The organism is Rhodococcus sp. NPDC003322 (genome assembly GCF_053589555.1).
Genome location: NZ_JBSFSC010000004.1, coordinates 1 through 16,370 on the forward strand (window position 1 = coordinate 1; position 16,370 = coordinate 16,370).

The following is a 16,370-nucleotide window of genomic DNA, read 5'->3' on the forward strand; positions in this document are numbered from 1 at the left end:
CAGCCACACCGACTACACGCGCGAGAGTGAAATCTACGGTCACTACGCGTTGCTCGACGCCGAGCGGGAGCAGGAATTCGCCTGCACCCCGCCGCTCGTCGAAAGGGTGATTCAGTACCGCTCGGTGTCCCAGGTGGTGACCGCCCAGATGATCACCACGTCGATCGCGATGATCAGGATCGACCACAGCGGGTAGTACGGCAGCCACAGGAAGTTCGCGATGATCGACAGGGCCGCCAGGAAGATCGCGGTGATCCGGGCCCAGGTCGCGCCGGTCATCAGGAAGAAGCCGGTCAGCGCGATCAGGATGCCGATCACGAGGTGGATCCAGCCCCACGTCGTGACGTCGAACTTGTAGGTGTACTCCGGGCCGAACACGAGGACCTCGTCCTTCGCGAGCGCCGAGATGCCCTGGAAGATCTGCAGGATGCCGACGGTCAGCAGCAGGATGGCCGCCGCGATGGACGTCCCCGCGGCAAATCCCTGCTTGACACCGCTGTCGCTGTGGTTTGCCACCGAGTGGTCGGTCATGGCCGTTCCTCTCCGAGATGTGTCGTGAGTGTCCTCTTGAAGTTTCGGCAATGTCCGACCGCAAAACCTCATCCGTCGCGGGTGAGGTTCGGACGGCGGCGGCCGGGAAGCCTCGGGGGAGATTCGGGTGCTTCGGAAGGGGACCGAGATGACGGGTTGGCCGGAGACGGGCGGTGCCGCGGGCGCGCCCGAGCAGGGACTTTCCGCCGCGAAGTTCTGGCCGGGGGCCGTTGCGGCGGCGATGGTGACGGCGTTGAGCGCGCTGGTCGTCACGCTGATCACGCGGGCCTTCGGCGTGGTTCCCATCTCCCCGCCGTGGCTCCCGGACCTGTCGCTCCCGGTCCGATTCGCGGTTCTCGGGTTCCTCGCCGCGCTGCTGGCGGCGGTCCTGCTGTACCTGCTCGAGTCGAGCACGCCCGGCGGTGTGTCGTTCTTCGGCTGGATCGTGGGGTTGCTGCTCGTTGCGGCGGTGATCCTGCCGTTCGTCTATGACGCCGTCACGGCGGACCGGGTGGCCACGGCGATCGTGCACCTGTCGATCGGCCTGCCGATTCTCGGCCTGCTGCCCGGGGTGGCCCGGCGGGCGACGGTGTGGAAATGAGGCACTCGGTCGAGGTCCCTCTGCGCCAGCAGGTCCAGGAGCCGTGGCCGCGCGGCCTGATCGTGCTGCTGGGGACGGCCGGCGCGGTGGTCGCGATCGCCGGGATCCGCGGGTTCTCCGGCATCGTCGGCCCGGTGTTCCTGGCCCTGATGCTGGTGGTCGCTGTGCAGCCGCTCGGGGACTGGCTGCAGCGGAAGGGTGCACCGAAGTGGGTGGCCGTGGTCGGGACGCTCACCACCGTCTACGTCGTGTTGCTCGGACTTGTCGCGGCGCTCGCGATCTCGGTGGCCCAGCTCGCGACGCTGCTGCCGCAGTACGCCGACAAGGCCGACAAGCTGGTCGCCGACGTGGAGTCCTGGTTCGGCCAGTTGAACATCGGGGCCGAACAGCTGGACAAGGTGCTCTCGAGCATCGACTTCGGCAAGGTCGTCGGGCTGCTCGACGACGTGCTTGTCGGGCTGCTCGGCGTGTTCTCGAACCTCTTCTTCATCCTCGCCCTGCTGATCTTCATGGCGATGGACGCCAGCTCGTTCGGCGCCCGGATGCGCGCGGTCGCGTTCGCCCGACCCGACATCGCCTATGCGTTCTCCGCCTTTGCATCCGGCACCCGCAGCTACCTGATCGTGTCGACCGTGTTCGGGTTGATCGTCGCGGTGATCGACTCACTTGCACTGTGGGCGCTGGGCATTCCGCTGCCGATCCTGTGGGGCCTGCTCTCGTTCATCACCAACTACATCCCGAACATCGGCTTCGTCATCGGATTGGTCCCGCCCGCACTGATCGCGCTGCTGCAGGGCGGACCGATGTTGATGCTGTGGGTGATCGTCGTGTACAGCGTCATCAACGTCGTCATCCAATCGGTGATCCAGCCGAAGTTCGTCGGCGACGCGGTGGGGTTGTCGGTCACGGTGACCTTCCTGGCGCTGGTGTTCTGGGGCTGGGTGCTTGGCCCGCTCGGTGCGTTGCTCGCGATTCCCGCGACACTGCTGACCAAGGCGTTGCTGCTCGACATCGATCCGTCGACGCGGTGGGCGAACGCACTGATCTCCGGGGCCGCGCCGTCAGCGGAGGAGTTGCTGACCGCCGAGGAGGAGGCGGCGGAGGCGACACGGGAACTGCAGGCCACGGCCGCGGAGGAGGTCGCCGACGCCGTCGACGACGCGGCCGAGGGCGAGCCGAACGAGGTGGGGCGCAGCGGGGCCGACGACCGCGGGGTCGAAGACACCGAGGTTCGGCGCACCGGGGTCGAAGACACCGACGTTCGGCGCAGCCTGTAGGTGGCAGACTCTTCCGGCATGGGCTACCCGGACGACGCGCTCGCCGCCGACGAGGAACTGTTGCTGCACCGCCATCCGCACTGGAAGATGCTCGTGCTGCCGGCGATCACGTTCGTCGTCGGGACCGCTGTCGCCGGGTTCGTCGGCGGGCTGGTGCAGGACCGGCTCGACGGCACCGCGCGGACGGTGGTGTTGCTGATCGTTCTGCTCGCGTGGGTGGCCGTCGTGGCCTGGCGGTGCGTCGCACCGTTGATCACCTGGAAGTCCACGCATTTCATCGTCACCGACCGGCGGGTGCTGATCCGGCAGGGAGTGTTCACCCACAGCGGTATCGACATCCCGATGGGCAGGATCAGCAACGTGCAGTTCCGGCACGGCCTGATCGACCGGATGATGCGCACCGGAACCCTGGTGATCGCGTCGTCGGCGGACGATCCGCTCGAATTCGACGACATTCCCGACGTGCAACGCGTCCACTCGCTGCTCTACCACCAGGTGTTCGACGCGATGCAGTTGCACCAGGACGACCGCCCACAGCAGGGCGGTGCGCATCAGGGCGGCGGCGCGACGGACTTCGGTGGGCGTGCACCGGACGCGGGGAGCGGCGACGAGCGTCCGCCGCGCCGGGGCTGGCGTCGCTGATCTGCCGTTCGGCATCTCACCCGGCGGGGCGGCTCCGTAGGGTGGTCCCGTGACTGCCGTACTTCTTGCCGAGGACGATGAGGCCATCGCCGCGCCACTGTCGCGTGCACTGGGCCGTGAAGGCTACGACGTGACCGTCGAGGAGGCCGGGCCGGCCACCCTCGACCTGGCCCTGAGTGGCTCGTTCGACCTACTGATCCTCGATCTCGGGCTGCCGGGGATGGACGGCCTCGAGGTGTGCCGGCAGCTGCGCGCCAACGGGTCGGAGCTCGCGGTGCTGATGCTCACCGCCCGCACCGACGAGGTGGACTTCGTCGTCGGTCTCGACGCGGGCGCCGACGACTACGTCGGCAAACCGTTCCGGCTGGCCGAACTGATGGCCCGGGTGCGGGCACTGCTGCGCCGACGCGGCGGCCCCGAGGACTCGACCCTCGAGGTCGGTGACATCCGGCTCGAGCCCGCGGCCCGGCGGGTGCTCGTCGGGGGCAGCGAGATCTCGCTCGCCAACAAGGAGTACGAGCTGCTCAAGGTGCTCATGGACCACGCCGGTGAGGTCGTCTCCCGCGACGTCATCCTGCAGGAGGTGTGGGGTGACGCCGACCTGCGCGGTTCGAAGACCCTGGACATGCACATGTCCTGGCTGCGCCGAAAGATCGGCGACGAGGGGCCGATCGGGGAGCGGCGCATCGCCACCGTGCGCGGTGTCGGATTCCGCCTGAACAACTGAGCGGGAGGGCAGCGTCGTGCGCCGCCGCATCCAACTGTCCATCATCGCGGTGGTCCTGGTCACCGGACTGCTGCTCGGTTTGCCGCTCACCTACACCGCGTGGCTGTGGGTGGAGGACTTCACCCGCAGTGACCTGCAGGCGCGGCTCGATCGGATGTCCGCCGAGATCATCGCGCAGGAGGGGCAGACCGGACTGATCGAGGGCACCCTCGATGTGAGCTCGCTGCGGGTGGCCGTTCCCGACGGGGGCCGCCTGACGGTGATCTACCCGACCCCGGAGAACCCGGAAACCCGCGTCGACATCGGAGCGGACACGGTGGACGCGCCGCTCGTCGAGGCGATCTCGATGGGACGCTCCGGATCGTTGCGCCTGGAGACGCCGTCCGCGTCGATGCGGATCCTGCAGCAGCAGGCCGTCGGGGCGGTCGGGTTGGTCGTGCTGGCCTCCCTCGCGGCGGGTACCGCGGTCGCGACGGTCACCGCCCGGCGCCTCGCGGACCCGCTGCAGGACGTCGCCGACCGCGCGGCGCGCCTGGCCAAAGGTGACTTCCGCACCGATGTCCGCCGCTACGGGATCCCCGAGCTGGACCGGGTTTCCGATGTCCTGGACTCGGTCACGATCGAGATCGCGGGCCGGCTGCAACGCGAGCGTGCCCTCGTCGGCGACGTGTCCCACCAGCTGCGGAGCCGGCTGACGGCGGTGCGCCTGCGGCTCGACGAACTGTCGGTGCACCCGGACCCGGACGTCGTCGACGAGGCGAACGCGGCGATGGCGCAGGTGGACCGGCTGACCACGGCGATCGACGAGCTGGTCAGGTCGGCGCGCAGTGACGGGCAGGACCGGCAGGCGCTGGAGGTGATTTCGGAGCTCGCCGCCGTCGTCGCCGAGTGGCAGCCCCAGTACGAGCAGGCCGGGCGGTCGCTGGTGCTGCGCGGTGACCGGCAGGTGCGGACGGCCGCGACCCCGTCCCGGTTGCGGGAGTCGGTCGCGGTCCTCGTCGACAACGCGCTGATGCACGGCGCGGGCACGTGCACGGTGGTGGTGCGGCTCGTCCCCGGAGTGGGGCCGCGACGGGAGGCGATGGTGTGCGTGGAGGTCGGGGACGAGGGGGAGGGCGTCAGCGATCAGCTGGCCCCGCACATCTTCGACCGCGGGTTCTCCGCGGGCGGATCCACCGGTGTCGGGTTGGCGCTCGCGCGAGCGCTCGTCGAGGCCGACGGCGGGCGACTGGACCTGCAGCGGCGCCGGCCGGCGCTGTTCGCGCTGTTCCTGCCGACGGAGCGGAAACCGGACGCCGGGGCCTCGTCGGAACCGCGGTGAGCGCCGGCGGTCGCGTCAGGGGGTGGTGGGTTCCGACTGGGCGAGTTCGTCCGGTGTCGGGTCGTAGTCGTCCGCGCCGCCGCGGGCGTTCTCCTCGGGGAAGGCGAATCGGCGCAGCGCCCAGAACCGGAACGCCATCTGCAGCAGGTTGCCGATGATGTAGTTGAGCACGAAGTCGATGATCACGACCGTGGTCACACTGGTCCGGTCGGCGCGGATGTCGAACACGTTGTTCGCGATCCACAGCGGCGCCGCGGCGATGCCGACACCGATCAGGCTGATGACGAAGAACAGGATCGCCTCGTGGTGGCGTTCGCGCCCGCCGCGGTTCTTGAAGGACCACTCGCGGTTGAGAACGTAGCTGAGGACGGTGGCCATCACGCCGGAGATGATCTTGGCGACGACCGGCTTCTGCTCCAGAACCGTGAGGCTCAGGGTGTAGAAGATGGCCAGGTCGAAGACCATGGTGGTGCCGCCGACGATCGCGAACTTGATCAGTTCACGATGACGCACCACGACGTCCCGTAACGGTGTGGGCACGCGGCTGAGCGCCTGATCGACAAAAGACACAGCAGGTCATTCTACGAACCCGCTCCGGCGAGTCCCGACCGGACACTCCGAACACAGGTCGTTCTCAGGTTCGCGGTGACCGGCGACACCTGCGGGGCGACCACCGCGCCGGTCGTGACACCATGGACACCCGTGAGCGTTGATTCCGGATCCCAGGCCCGCCCCTCGACCCCCCGCGGCTCGAACGCCGCGATGCCGGTGGTCGCGATGATCGGTGGGGGCCAGCTGGCCCGGATGACGCACCAGGCGGCGATCGAGCTCGGTCAGTGCCTGCGGGTGCTCTCCGGCGGACCGGACGAGCCGGCCGCGCAGGTCAGCGCCGACGTGGTGCTCGGCAGCCACACCGATCTGGACGCCCTGCGCACCGTCGCCGTCGGGTCGTCGGCGCTGACGTTCGACCACGAGCACGTCCCCACCGACCACCTCGACGTGCTGGTGTCGGAGGGTGTGAACGTGCAGCCGCCGCCGCAGGCGCTGATCTACGCGCAGGACAAGCTCGCGATGCGCCGCAAACTCGCCGAGCTCGGTGCGCCGGTCCCGGCGTTCGCCGAGGTCACCTGGGCTGGTGACGTGGAGAAGTTCGCGAACGAGCACGGCTGGGACATCGTGCTCAAGGCGGTCCGCGGCGGCTACGACGGCCGTGGCGTGTGGATGCCGTCCGACGCCGAGGAGGCGGAGGCGATCGTCGCCGAACAACTCGACAAGGGCGTCACCCTGATGGTCGAGCAGAAGGTCCCGATGCGCCGGGAGTTGTCGGCGATGGTGGCCCGTTCGCCGTTCGGGCAGGGCGCGACGTGGCCGGTTGTCGAGACCGTGCAGCGGCAGGGCCAGTGTGCGGTGGTGATCGCACCGGCGCCGGAGTTGTCCGACGAGGTGGCCGAGCAGGCCGAGCAGATGGCGTTGCGGATCTCGGCGGCGCTCGGCGCGACCGGCGCGATGGCCGTCGAACTGTTCGAGACCGTCGACGGCCGGCTGATCGTCAACGAGCTCGCGATGCGGCCGCACAACTCCGGGCACTGGACCCAGGACGGCGCCCGGACCTCGCAGTTCGAGCAGCACCTGCGCGCCGTTCTGGACTACCCGCTCGGTGATCCGGCGCCGATCGCGCCGGTCACGGTGATGGCGAACGTGCTCGGTGCCCCCGAGGCACCCGAGATGAGCATGGACGAGCGGCTGCACCACCTGTTCGCGCGGATGCCCGACGCGAAGGTGCACCTGTACGGCAAGGGTGAGCGCAAGGACCGCAAGATCGGGCACGTGAACGTGGTCGGTGCCGCATCCGGCTCGCTCGACGACCCGGAGTACGTGGCCGCGGTCCGTGAGCGCGCGGAGCGGGCGGCGCACTGGCTCTCGCACGCGGTGTGGACCGACGGCTGGGATCCGCACGCCGCGCACTGAGCGGCCGCGGGCTGGGAAGGGCCGGTGCCCTTCCCTCCCTCACGACACGAACGTTCACGACACGAACTTCACGACTGGGAGACGCGATGACGGAGCAGCAGGGACCGCTGGTCGGCCTGATCATGGGCAGCGACTCGGACTGGCCGACGATGGAAGCCGCTGCCGAGGCATTGGCGGAATTCGGGATTCGGTTCGAGGTCGGTGTGGTGTCCGCGCACCGCACCCCGCAGCGGATGCTCGACTACGCGAAGGACGCGGCGGGCCGCGGCATCCGGGTGATCATCGCGGGCGCCGGCGGCGCCGCGCACCTGCCGGGCATGGTCGCGTCCGCGACGCCGCTGCCGGTGATCGGGGTTCCGGTTCCGCTGAAGTACCTCGACGGCATGGACTCGCTGTTGTCGATCGTGCAGATGCCGGCCGGTGTGCCGGTGGCGACCGTCTCGATCGGTGGCGCCCGCAATGCCGGACTGCTCGCGGCGCGGATCATCGGCACCGCCGACCCCGCGGTCCGGGAGGCGATGGAGCGGTTCCAGTCCGGTCTGGAGTCGATGGTGCTGGAGAAGGACGCGGCGCTGCGCGCGAAGCTGTTGGGCTAGCCGGTCGGATTCGGCCGGTCGATACGGCTTGGTCGATTCGGTCACGCGCCACCGGTGGCCGGGGTTAGATTCGCAGGGACGGTTTTTCGTATCACCCTGTAACGGAACCAGCCCTGTCGTGTAACGAGCCCTGGAGTGTCGCCATGCCCGCACCGCTCGACGAGTACCCCATCCACCAGACGCCGCTGCCGATGTCGCGGGTCGTCTCCAGCGACAAGAACTTCTACGACCGCTCCTACTTCAACGCGCTCGATGTGGGAAGTGACCTGTTCCTGGTGACCGGGTTCGGGGTGTACCCGAACCTCGGCGTCACCGATGCGTTCGCCACCGTCCGCAAGGGCGACCGGCAGGTCGCGGTGCGATTCTCCGACGCGCTCGAACACCGTTCGCTCGACCTGAAGGTCGGCGGCTACCGCATCGAGGTGCTCGAGCCGCTGCGGAAGCTGCGGGTGGTGTGCGAGGGCGACGACGCCGGTGGGCTCGGCTTCGACCTGACGTGGGAGGGAACATGCCCTGCCGTCCAGGAGCAGCCGCACCTGCTGACGAACGGACTGCGGCCGCAACTGGAATCGAGCCGGTTCGCGCAGACCGGGTCGTGGTCGGGGGTGCTTTCGGTCGACGGCGAGGACGTCGCGGTAACCCCGGACCGGTGGATGGGCACCCGCGACCGGTCGTGGGGTATCCGTCCGGTCGGCGATCCGGATCCGGCGGGGCGTCTGGTGGAGAACCCGTCGGAGGGGTTCTGGTGGCTGTACGTGCCACTGCGGTTCGAGGGCTTCTCGGTGATCGTCATCGTGCAGGAGAGTCCCGACGGGTTCCGCACGCTGAACGACGCCACCCGGATCTGGGATGACGGCCGAGTCGAGCAGCTCGGCTGGCCGCGGGTCGACTTCAAGTACGCGTCCGGAACCCGGCGGGCGCTGGCCGCGACGCTGAACATGACGGCCGCGGACGGCAGCCCGGTGACGATCGAGGTCACCCCGCGCACCGGGATCGCGCTGCACGTCGGCGCCGGCTACGGCGGCGACCCGGAGTGGTCGCACGGTCAGTGGCGGGGCCGGAACTGGTCGGAGCGGGCCGTCTACGACCTCACCGATCCGGCGATCGCGGGCCGAATCCCGTTCGGCGTCAGTGATTTCTCCGCGTCCGCCACCTGTAACGGCATTCCCGGCGCGGGTCTGTTCGAGCACGCAAGCATGGGGCGTCACGACCCGACCGGCTTCGCCGACTGGTCCTCCGTCGCACCGTAGGCGCCTGTGCGCCTTTTCGGTGGCTCCAGCCACCGAAAAGGCGCACAGGCGCGAAGCGCCTCTACGCTGAGGCCATGCCCGACGATTCAGACAGCTTTCGGCTTCAGGTGGTGTCGGAGGCGCTGCGGCTGTTCTCCGAACAGGGGTACGAGGCCACCAGCGTCGACGAGATCGCCGACGCCGCGGGCATTTCGCGACGGACGTTCTTCCGGCAGTTCCGGTCCAAGGAGGACGTGGTCTTCGCCGACCACGAGATCCTGCTCGCACAGGCGTCCCGGTTCCTCGCCGAGGACCACGCCGACCCCTGGGATGCGGTGTGCGATGCGGCCCTGATCGTCTTCGAGCGCTTCTCGCACTGGGACGACGTCGCCGCCCGCCGGTACGCGGTCGTGCACGAGGTGCCCGCACTGCGGGACCGCGAGATCGTCACCGGCTACCGCTACGAGCGGCTCTTCGTCGAGTACCTGCGTCGTGCGCTGCCCGACGCCGACGACCTCGCCCGCGTGCAGTTCGCGGCATCGGTGACCGCGACGCACAACTACCTGCTGCGCCGGATGGTGCGCGACGGCGCCGAGACCACCTCCCCGGAGTTGCGGGCAGCGCTCGCCGAGATCCGCAGGCGTGTGGACCGGGCGGACACCGAATCCGATCGGGACGAGGAGGTCGTGGTCGCGGTGTTCCCGCGCGGGACCGCGCCCCAGCGCGTGGCGGACCTGCTCCAGCGCAGGCTGGACGGTCATCGGTCGTAAAGGGTGGCACTCGGTGCCGCGCCCTGGCACGTAGTACCCCGAGCTCGTCGGAGGGTGTGCGGTATGATGGCCCGTGAATGGCACTGAGTGCCGCCCTGATCGTCTGACCCACATGCGGTGACGCGACTTCCCACCAAGGAGCGACTGATGGCTGGAAACCCGGACTTCGACCTGTTCAAGCTCGCTGACGAGCACGACGAGCTGCGGGCCGCGATCCGCGCGCTGGCCGAGAAGGAGATCGCGCCGTACGCCAAGGAGGTCGACGAGAAGGCCCGGTTCCCGAAGGAAGCGCTCGACGCCCTCATCGCGTCCGGTTTCAACGCCGTCCACGTCCCCGAGGCATACGACGGCCAGGGCGCCGACTCCGTCGCCGCGTGCATCGTCATCGAAGAGGTCGCGCGTGTCTGCGGTTCCTCCTCGCTGATCCCCGCCGTCAACAAGCTCGGCACCATGGGCCTGATCCTCAAGGGCTCCGAGGAGCTGAAGAAGAAGGTGCTCCCCGAGATCGCCGGCGGTGCGATGGCGTCCTACGCGCTCTCCGAGCGTGAGGCAGGCTCCGACGCCGCCGCGATGCGCACGCGCGCCAAGGCCGACGGCGACGACTGGATCCTCAACGGCTCCAAGTGCTGGATCACCAACGGCGGCCAGTCCACCTGGTACACCGTCATGGCCGTCACCGACGCCGACAAGGGCGCCAACGGCATCTCCGCGTTCATGGTCCACAAGGACGACGAGGGCTTCGTCGTCGGCCCGCTCGAGCACAAGCTCGGCATCAAGGGCTCGCCCACCGCCGAGCTGTACTTCGAGAACTGCCGCATCCCGGGCGACCGGATCATCGGCGAGCCCGGCACCGGCTTCAAGACCGCCCTCGAGACCCTCGACCACACCCGCCCGACCATCGGCGCGCAGGCGATCGGTCTGGCCCAGGGTGCGTTCGACGCCGCACTCGCGTACACCAAGGACCGCAAGCAGTTCGGCACCTCGATCGCGTCGTTCCAGAACACCCAGTTCATGCTCGCCGACATGGCGATGAAGATCGAGTCGGCCCGCCTCATGGTCTACACCGCGGCCGCTCGTGCCGAGCGCGGCGAGAAGAACCTCGGCTTCATCTCCGCCGCCGCCAAGTGCCTGGCCTCCGACGTCGCGATGGAGGTCACCACCAACGCGGTGCAGCTGTTCGGTGGCGCCGGCTACACCACCGACTTCCCGGTCGAGCGGATGATGCGCGACGCCAAGATCACCCAGATCTACGAGGGCACCAACCAGATTCAGCGCGTCGTCATGTCGCGCGCCCTGCTCAAGTGAGCTGACGCACAACACCCCCAGCGTTCCCGAATGGCGCATTCGTTCAATCGAACTGAACGGATGGGCCATTCGGGCACTGTCGTCTCCGGGGAGGATGCCGGGAACGGTGGCTACGCTGGTGCCCATGCCCCGATTCCCGCTGAGCGAGCGGTGGTACCGCTGGAGTGCCGAGCACGTCGTCGGCATCGACCGCACGGTCGCGGTGCTGCTGACGTTGCTCTGCGGCACCCTGGTGGCGTTCACCGGCGAAGGCGTCGACCTCGTCGCGGTCCTGATCACGCTGGGCATGACGGTGCCCCTGGCCTGGCGGCGCACCCACGTGGCCGCGGCCGGGATGACGGTGGCGGCCTTCGCGGTCGCGCATGTGATCCTGGTGCCGAACATGATGCTGCCGTCGGTGATCGCGGTCCCGATCGCGCTGTACGCGCTCGCCGCCTACGGTCCCCGGTGGGCGAGCAGCACCGGACTGGCCGTCGCGCTCCTCGGTGCACTGGCGGCCGGGTTGCGCTACTTCCGCGGCGAGTCCATGAACTGGCAGGGAACGACGTTCACCACGGCGTTCCTGATCGTGATCGTCGTCGCGGTGTGGGCGTTCGGCGATCTGCGGCGGGTACGCAACCAGGAACTCGAGGGCCTGACCGAGCGGGCGCGGTTGCTCGAACTCGAGCGGGCGCAGGAGGCGGAACTGGCGGCGATGGGCGAACGCACCCGCATCGCCCGCGAAATGCACGACATCGTGGCACATTCGCTGACCGTCGTGATCGCCCAGGCCGACGGCGGACGATACGGTGCGCCCTCGGATCCCGCGGCCGCGGTCGCCGCACTCGAGACGATCGCCGAAACCGGCAGGCAGGCGCTGACGGACATGCGCGCGCTGCTGTCGGTGCTGCGTGAGGACGCCCCGCGGGAGACGCGCTCGACGCCGCAGGTGTCGGACATCGAGGAGTTGGTGCGGGACGTGCGGCGCGGCGGACTGCAGGTCGACCTGCAGGTCGAGGGCGAGCCGCGCGAGCTGTCCACCGGCGCCGGACTGACCGCGTACCGGATCGTGCAGGAGTCGTTGACCAACGTGCTCAAGCACGCGGGACCGGCCGCGCAGGTCGTGGTCACGGTGCGGTGGACCGACCACGGGCTCGAGTTGAGCATCGTCGACGACGGTCGCGGGGCCGCGGGAGCGCTCGTCCCCTCGACGGGTGGCGGGCAGGGAGTGCTGGGGATGCGGGAACGAGCGGAACTGCACGGCGGCGACTTCGACGCCGGTCCGATCCCCGGCGGCGGGTACCGGGTTCGAACCGAATTGCCGTACACGAGAAGGGTGTGAGAACACGATGTCGGATGACGGGAACCCGATCCGGGTGGCCCTGGTCGACGACCAGCAACTGGTCCGGGCGGGCTTCCGGATGGTTATCGACTCCCAGCCGGACATGACCGTGGTGGTCGAGGCATCGGACGGCGCGCAGGCGTTGCGTGAGCTGGCCGACGTCCGGGCCGACGTGGTGCTGATGGACGTGCAGATGCCGAACCTGGACGGCATCGAGGCGACCCGGCGCCTGACGGCCGGCGAGCCGGCCCCGAAGGTGGTGGTATTGACCACCTTCGACAACGACGAGTACGTGATCGGTGCGATCTCGGCCGGGGCCAGCGGATTTCTCCTCAAGGACGCCCAGCCGGAGGAACTGCTCGCCGCACTACGGACGGTGCACCGCGGTGACGCGGTGATCGCGGCCCGCTCGACCCGCCGGCTGCTGCAGCACGTGGGGCCGATCCTGTCTGGTCCGCCGCAGCGTCTTCCGGACGATCTGACCCCGCGGGAGGTGGAGGTGCTCGAGGCGATGGCGTACGGGTTGTCCAACGCCGAGATCGCGGCGCGATTCCACGTCTCGGAGGCGACCGTGAAAACGCATGTGGGACGGGTGCTTTCGAAGACGGATTCGCGCGACCGGGTGCAGGCGGTGGTATTCGCGTACCGGATCGGCCTGGTCCGGCCCGAGGACCTGCTCCGCGGGTAGTGCCTGCGCGCTCCGCCGATCCCGGTCCCGTCCCGCGGGATGGCGTCAGCGGTGTCCCCCTCCGGTATGACACACCACCGGCGGTGGGTATGACGCGGCACCGTCGAAGATCCCCCCGCACGGCGACGACCCGGACCTGCCCGCGCACCTAGCGTGGAAAGCATGACCACACTGGACATTTCGGCGGCACGCGCGGTCGCGTTGACCAAACTGCACGGGGAAGGGGAGGCCGCGGTCCGCGCGCTGGACGCGGTGGACGTCGAGTTCCGCCGCGGCGCCTTCACCGCGATCATGGGCCCGTCCGGGTCCGGCAAGTCGACCCTGATGCACTGCCTCGCCGGCCTGGACGAGCCGTCCAGCGGCCGGGTGTATCTCGGGGAGACCGACCTGACCGGACTCGACGACCGGGGCCTGACCGAACTGCGCCGCGACCGGATCGGGTTCGTGTTCCAGGCGTTCAACCTGCTGCCGGTGCTCACCGCGGAGGAGAACATGCTGCTGCCCATGCGCCTGGCCGGTGTCGAGCCCGACCGGATGTGGATGCATCAGATCGTCACCCGGCTCGGATTGAGCGATCGGCTGGCGCATCGGCCGCACGAGTTGTCCGGTGGCCAGCAGCAACGGGTCGCGGTCGCCCGGGCGCTGCTGCCCCGACCCGACGTCGTGTTCGCGGACGAACCCACCGGCAACCTGGACTCGCACGCGGGCGCCGAGGTGCTCGCGCTGCTGCGCGCCAGCGTCCGGGAGGTCGGGCAGACCGTGGTGATGGTGACCCACGACCCGGTCGCCGCGTCCTACGCCGACCGGGTCGTGCTGCTCGCCGACGGCCACGTTGCCGGTGAAATCGACTCTCCGACGCCGGATTCGGTGATCGAGACGATGCGAGGCCTGGGGGCGCGCGCATGCTGAGCCTGACGTTGGCGCAGGGCCGCGCCCACGGCGGCCGCTACCTGGCCTCCGGTACCGCCATCCTGATCGCGGTGGCCTTCGTGGTCGCGACGCTGGTACTCGGTTCGACGACCTCCGCGAGCGTGACCAACTCGCTCGCCGGTCAGTACCGGACGACCACCGTGGTGGTCGACGAGCTCGCGGGCGCCGGGCGGGCGCGAGCCGCGGCCGAGCAGGTCGCGACCCTCCCCGGAGTGCGGGCGGTCACCGTCGACGCGCAGGCGCCGGTGAAGGTCGCCGCCGCCGGCCGCGGCAAGCTGTTCGGCACGATCACCTCGCTCGCGGAGGCGCCGGACCTGCGCTGGCAGCGGCTCGCCCAGGGCCGCTACCCGACCGGGCCCGGGGAGATCGCGGTCGGATCCGGCGCGGGACTCGCGATCGGGGACAGCGTGGCGGTGACCGTGCGCGGCGCGCGCGCCGACGAGCGGACGGAAGCGGTCACCGGCACGGCGACGGTGGTCGGCGAAATCGACCTGTCCGGCAGCGCGCAGCGTCTCGGTGGCGCGGCGGTGTACACGACGAACCAGCAGCTCGAGGCTTGGGCGGGGGACGGTGGGCCGGATGGTGCGGTGGCGCACGAGATCCGGGTGGCCGGCGACGGCGATCCGGCCGCGCTGCGGGACGCGGTCGCCGCGGCACTCGGGCCGGACGTCACCGTGCACACCGGATCCGAGCGGGCCGAGCTGGCGTCGAAGGCGTACCTCGGCGACACCGACGCCATCCGCAACGTGCTGCTGGCCTTCGCCGCCGTCGCGGTGGTCGTCGCGGGACTGGTCATCGCGAACACGTTCGCGGTGCTGCTGGCCGCGCGAACGCGCGAACTGGCGCTGCTGCGGTGCGTCGGCGCCACCGCGCGTCAGATCCGGCGCAGCACCCGGATCGAGGCCCTCGCCGTCGGGGTCGCGGCGTCGACGGCCGGGGTGCTCGCCGGAATCGGGCTGGCGTGGGCGGTGACCCGGGCGGCCGCGGCGTTCGATGCACCGGTGCCGCTGGACACACTGGCCGTCACCCCGGCCGCCGTCCTGGCCGGTCTCGCGGTCGGAATCATCGTCACCTACCTGGCCGCGGTGGCACCGGCCCGCGCCGCCACTCGCGTCTCCCCTCTGGCCGCGCTCGCGCCCGTCGAGGCGACCGCCGAATCGGCGGCGACCTCGAGGACACGGCTGGTCGCCGGGGTGGCCGGACTCCTCGCCGGAATCGCGGTGCTCGGACTCGGGGTGTACGCCGAGCAGGTGGCGGTCGCCTGCGCGGGCGGCATCGGGACGGCGCTCGGTGTGGTCGTCCTCGGCCGGAGCATCGTGCCGCCGCTGGTGGCCGCGGTGGGCAGGGTGCCTGCGCGGCTGGTCGGACCCCTGGGGGAGTTGGCGGTCGGCAATGCGCTGCGGAACCCGCGTCGGACCACCGCGACCGCGACGGCACTGCTGGTCGGGGTGACGGTCACCGCGACGATGGTCGTCGGGATCGCCACGGTCGGAGCGGCGGCGCCGCGGGCGCTGGACGAGCAGTTCCCGGTCGACGTCACGATCGACGCCGACGCCGGTCTGCCGCCGGGCCTCGAGGGGCGGATCGAGGGGATCGAGTCGGTGACCTCGACAGCGCCCCTGCTTGGGGCCGACGTGGTCGCCGGTGACGGCACTCGGCTCGCCGTCCTCGGTGTCGACCGGGTGCAGACGGCCGCGACCCTGCGGATCCCGTTGACGTTGCCCGCGGCGGGGGAGATCTCGCTGTCGCCGGAACAGGCGGAGGCGGTCGGCGCCGCGCCCGGCGGCCGGCTGGACGTCGAGCGCGCGGGTGTCCGCCGGTCCCTGACGGTGGTGGCGGGCCGCGAGGGACAGCCGGCGCTGGTCGAGCGGGCCGACGCCCTTGCCCTGGCGGCGGTTCCACAGTCGCTGTGGGTCCGGTTGGTGGACGGATTGCCCGACCGCGACCTCGTGGCCGCGCAGAGCGAGATCACCGACGTGGCAGAGGAGTTCGCCCCCACCGCCGAGGTGGGAGGGGCGGTGTCGATGCGTGCGGCGATCGACTCGATCCTCGACGTCCTGCTGCTGGTGGTGGTCGGACTGCTGTCGGTGGCGGTGCTGATCGCGCTGATCGGTGTCGGCAACACGATGGCGCTGTCGGTGATCGAGCGCCGGCGCGAGTCGGGTCTGCTGCGGGCACTCGGCGTGACCCGGTCCGGTCTTCGATGCCTGCTCATCTGTGAGGCCGTGCTGGTCGCGGTTGTCGCGTCGGCGCTGGGGGTGGTGCTCGGGTCGGTCCTCGGCGCCGCCGGGACGGCCTCGGTGTTCGGCATCGACAGTCTGGCCCCGGGTTCGATGCCGTGGCTGCAGTTGGCGCTGATCGTGCTGGTCGGCGGCGTGGCGGGGGTGATCGCCGCGGTGGTGCCTGCCCGAACCGCGGCGCGGGCCACTCCGGTTCAGGCGCTTGCCGTCTGAGCGGGGCTAGC

General features: G+C 70.2%; 16 protein-coding genes. 14 read left to right on the plus strand and 2 right to left on the minus strand.

The window, feature by feature from the left end; translation table 11 throughout:
* Positions 1 to 111 precede the first annotated feature (111 nt).
* Positions 112 to 531, minus strand: coding sequence for a DUF7144 family membrane protein (locus ACWDUM_RS16195; RefSeq protein WP_450117218.1), 420 nt, complete (start codon positions 529 to 531; stop codon positions 112 to 114).
* Between the two features lie 148 nt (positions 532 to 679).
* On the opposite strand from ACWDUM_RS16195, the gene ACWDUM_RS16200 reads away from it, so the two are divergent.
* From ACWDUM_RS16200 to ACWDUM_RS16220, 5 genes are read left to right on the plus strand one after another with little or no spacing between them, the layout of a single operon-like run.
* Positions 680 to 1,132, plus strand: a complete 453-nt coding sequence (locus tag ACWDUM_RS16200) for a DUF6069 family protein (protein WP_450134766.1) — start codon at positions 680 to 682, stop codon at positions 1,130 to 1,132.
* Positions 1,129 to 2,409 carry an AI-2E family transporter gene (locus tag ACWDUM_RS16205; RefSeq protein ID WP_450134767.1) on the plus strand — a complete coding sequence of 427 codons (1,281 nt, stop codon included), beginning with the start codon at positions 1,129 to 1,131 and terminating at the stop codon, positions 2,407 to 2,409. The genes ACWDUM_RS16200 and ACWDUM_RS16205 overlap by 4 nt, the downstream gene beginning before the upstream one ends.
* A gap of 18 nt (positions 2,410 to 2,427) precedes the next feature.
* Positions 2,428 to 3,051 carry a PH domain-containing protein gene (locus tag ACWDUM_RS16210; protein ID WP_450117219.1) on the plus strand — a complete coding sequence of 208 codons (624 nt, stop codon included), beginning with the start codon at positions 2,428 to 2,430 and terminating at the stop codon, positions 3,049 to 3,051.
* A gap of 49 nt (positions 3,052 to 3,100) precedes the next feature.
* Positions 3,101 to 3,778, plus strand: coding sequence for a response regulator transcription factor (locus ACWDUM_RS16215; RefSeq protein ID WP_450117215.1), 678 nt, complete (start codon positions 3,101 to 3,103; stop codon positions 3,776 to 3,778).
* A gap of 16 nt (positions 3,779 to 3,794) precedes the next feature.
* Positions 3,795 to 5,099: a sensor histidine kinase gene (locus tag ACWDUM_RS16220; RefSeq protein ID WP_450117214.1), complete on the plus strand. Its 1,305-nt coding sequence runs from the start codon at positions 3,795 to 3,797 to the stop codon at positions 5,097 to 5,099.
* 15 nt (positions 5,100 to 5,114) lie between these two features.
* Here the strand turns inward: ACWDUM_RS16220 and ACWDUM_RS16225 are convergent, their stop codons facing one another.
* Positions 5,115 to 5,669 carry a GtrA family protein gene (locus tag ACWDUM_RS16225; RefSeq protein ID WP_450117213.1) on the minus strand — a complete coding sequence of 185 codons (555 nt, stop codon included), beginning with the start codon at positions 5,667 to 5,669 and terminating at the stop codon, positions 5,115 to 5,117.
* A 132-nt stretch (positions 5,670 to 5,801) separates the two neighbouring features.
* On the opposite strand from ACWDUM_RS16225, the gene ACWDUM_RS16230 reads away from it, so the two are divergent.
* The 9 genes from ACWDUM_RS16230 (at position 5,802) to ACWDUM_RS16270 (ending at position 16,359) form a co-directional block, all read left to right on the plus strand.
* A complete protein-coding gene (locus tag ACWDUM_RS16230) occupies positions 5,802 to 7,067 on the plus strand; it encodes a 5-(carboxyamino)imidazole ribonucleotide synthase (protein WP_450134768.1) in 1,266 nt (421 codons plus the stop codon).
* Positions 7,068 to 7,153: 86 nt separating this feature from the next.
* On the plus strand, positions 7,154 to 7,663 hold the full coding sequence (purE, locus tag ACWDUM_RS16235; RefSeq protein ID WP_450117211.1) for a 5-(carboxyamino)imidazole ribonucleotide mutase: 510 nt from the start codon (positions 7,154 to 7,156) through the stop codon (positions 7,661 to 7,663).
* Between the two features lie 143 nt (positions 7,664 to 7,806).
* On the plus strand, positions 7,807 to 8,913 hold the full coding sequence (locus ACWDUM_RS16240) for a hypothetical protein (RefSeq protein ID WP_450134769.1): 1,107 nt from the start codon (positions 7,807 to 7,809) through the stop codon (positions 8,911 to 8,913).
* A 74-nt stretch (positions 8,914 to 8,987) separates the two neighbouring features.
* Complete coding sequence (locus ACWDUM_RS16245) at positions 8,988 to 9,662, plus strand: TetR family transcriptional regulator (protein WP_450134770.1); 675 nt, start codon at positions 8,988 to 8,990, stop codon at positions 9,660 to 9,662.
* A 147-nt stretch (positions 9,663 to 9,809) separates the two neighbouring features.
* Positions 9,810 to 10,967, plus strand: coding sequence for an acyl-CoA dehydrogenase (locus ACWDUM_RS16250; RefSeq protein WP_450115754.1), 1,158 nt, complete (start codon positions 9,810 to 9,812; stop codon positions 10,965 to 10,967).
* 124 nt (positions 10,968 to 11,091) lie between these two features.
* Complete coding sequence (locus ACWDUM_RS16255) at positions 11,092 to 12,288, plus strand: sensor histidine kinase (protein ID WP_450134771.1); 1,197 nt, start codon at positions 11,092 to 11,094, stop codon at positions 12,286 to 12,288.
* 7 nt (positions 12,289 to 12,295) lie between these two features.
* Positions 12,296 to 12,976 carry a response regulator gene (locus ACWDUM_RS16260; protein WP_450134772.1) on the plus strand — a complete coding sequence of 227 codons (681 nt, stop codon included), beginning with the start codon at positions 12,296 to 12,298 and terminating at the stop codon, positions 12,974 to 12,976.
* 162 nt (positions 12,977 to 13,138) lie between these two features.
* Positions 13,139 to 13,885 (plus strand): ABC transporter ATP-binding protein, encoded by a 747-nt coding sequence (locus tag ACWDUM_RS16265; RefSeq protein WP_450115751.1) that lies wholly within the window; start codon positions 13,139 to 13,141, stop codon positions 13,883 to 13,885.
* On the plus strand, positions 13,879 to 16,359 hold the full coding sequence (locus tag ACWDUM_RS16270; RefSeq protein ID WP_450134773.1) for an FtsX-like permease family protein: 2,481 nt from the start codon (positions 13,879 to 13,881) through the stop codon (positions 16,357 to 16,359). Before ACWDUM_RS16265 ends, ACWDUM_RS16270 begins: the two co-directional genes overlap by 7 nt.
* Positions 16,360 to 16,370 lie beyond the last annotated feature (11 nt).

What these genes read in the sequence shown, in the direction of transcription:
- purE (WP_450117211.1), top strand. Translation starts at nt 7,154, where the DNA reads ATGACGGAGCAGCAGGGACCGCTGGTCGGCCTGATCATGGGCAGCGAC.
- ACWDUM_RS16210 (WP_450117219.1), top strand. Translation starts at nt 2,428, where the DNA reads ATGGGCTACCCGGACGACGCGCTCGCCGCCGACGAGGAACTGTTGCTG.
- ACWDUM_RS16195 (WP_450117218.1), bottom strand. Translation starts at nt 531, where the DNA reads ATGACCGACCACTCGGTGGCAAACCACAGCGACAGCGGTGTCAAGCAG.
- ACWDUM_RS16265 (WP_450115751.1), top strand. Translation starts at nt 13,139, where the DNA reads ATGACCACACTGGACATTTCGGCGGCACGCGCGGTCGCGTTGACCAAA.
- ACWDUM_RS16205 (WP_450134767.1), top strand. Translation starts at nt 1,129, where the DNA reads ATGAGGCACTCGGTCGAGGTCCCTCTGCGCCAGCAGGTCCAGGAGCCG.
- ACWDUM_RS16250 (WP_450115754.1), top strand. Translation starts at nt 9,810, where the DNA reads ATGGCTGGAAACCCGGACTTCGACCTGTTCAAGCTCGCTGACGAGCAC.
- ACWDUM_RS16255 (WP_450134771.1), top strand. Translation starts at nt 11,092, where the DNA reads ATGCCCCGATTCCCGCTGAGCGAGCGGTGGTACCGCTGGAGTGCCGAG.
- ACWDUM_RS16240 (WP_450134769.1), top strand. Translation starts at nt 7,807, where the DNA reads ATGCCCGCACCGCTCGACGAGTACCCCATCCACCAGACGCCGCTGCCG.
- ACWDUM_RS16245 (WP_450134770.1), top strand. Translation starts at nt 8,988, where the DNA reads ATGCCCGACGATTCAGACAGCTTTCGGCTTCAGGTGGTGTCGGAGGCG.
- ACWDUM_RS16260 (WP_450134772.1), top strand. Translation starts at nt 12,296, where the DNA reads ATGTCGGATGACGGGAACCCGATCCGGGTGGCCCTGGTCGACGACCAG.
- ACWDUM_RS16200 (WP_450134766.1), top strand. Translation starts at nt 680, where the DNA reads ATGACGGGTTGGCCGGAGACGGGCGGTGCCGCGGGCGCGCCCGAGCAG.
- ACWDUM_RS16270 (WP_450134773.1), top strand. Translation starts at nt 13,879, where the DNA reads ATGCTGAGCCTGACGTTGGCGCAGGGCCGCGCCCACGGCGGCCGCTAC.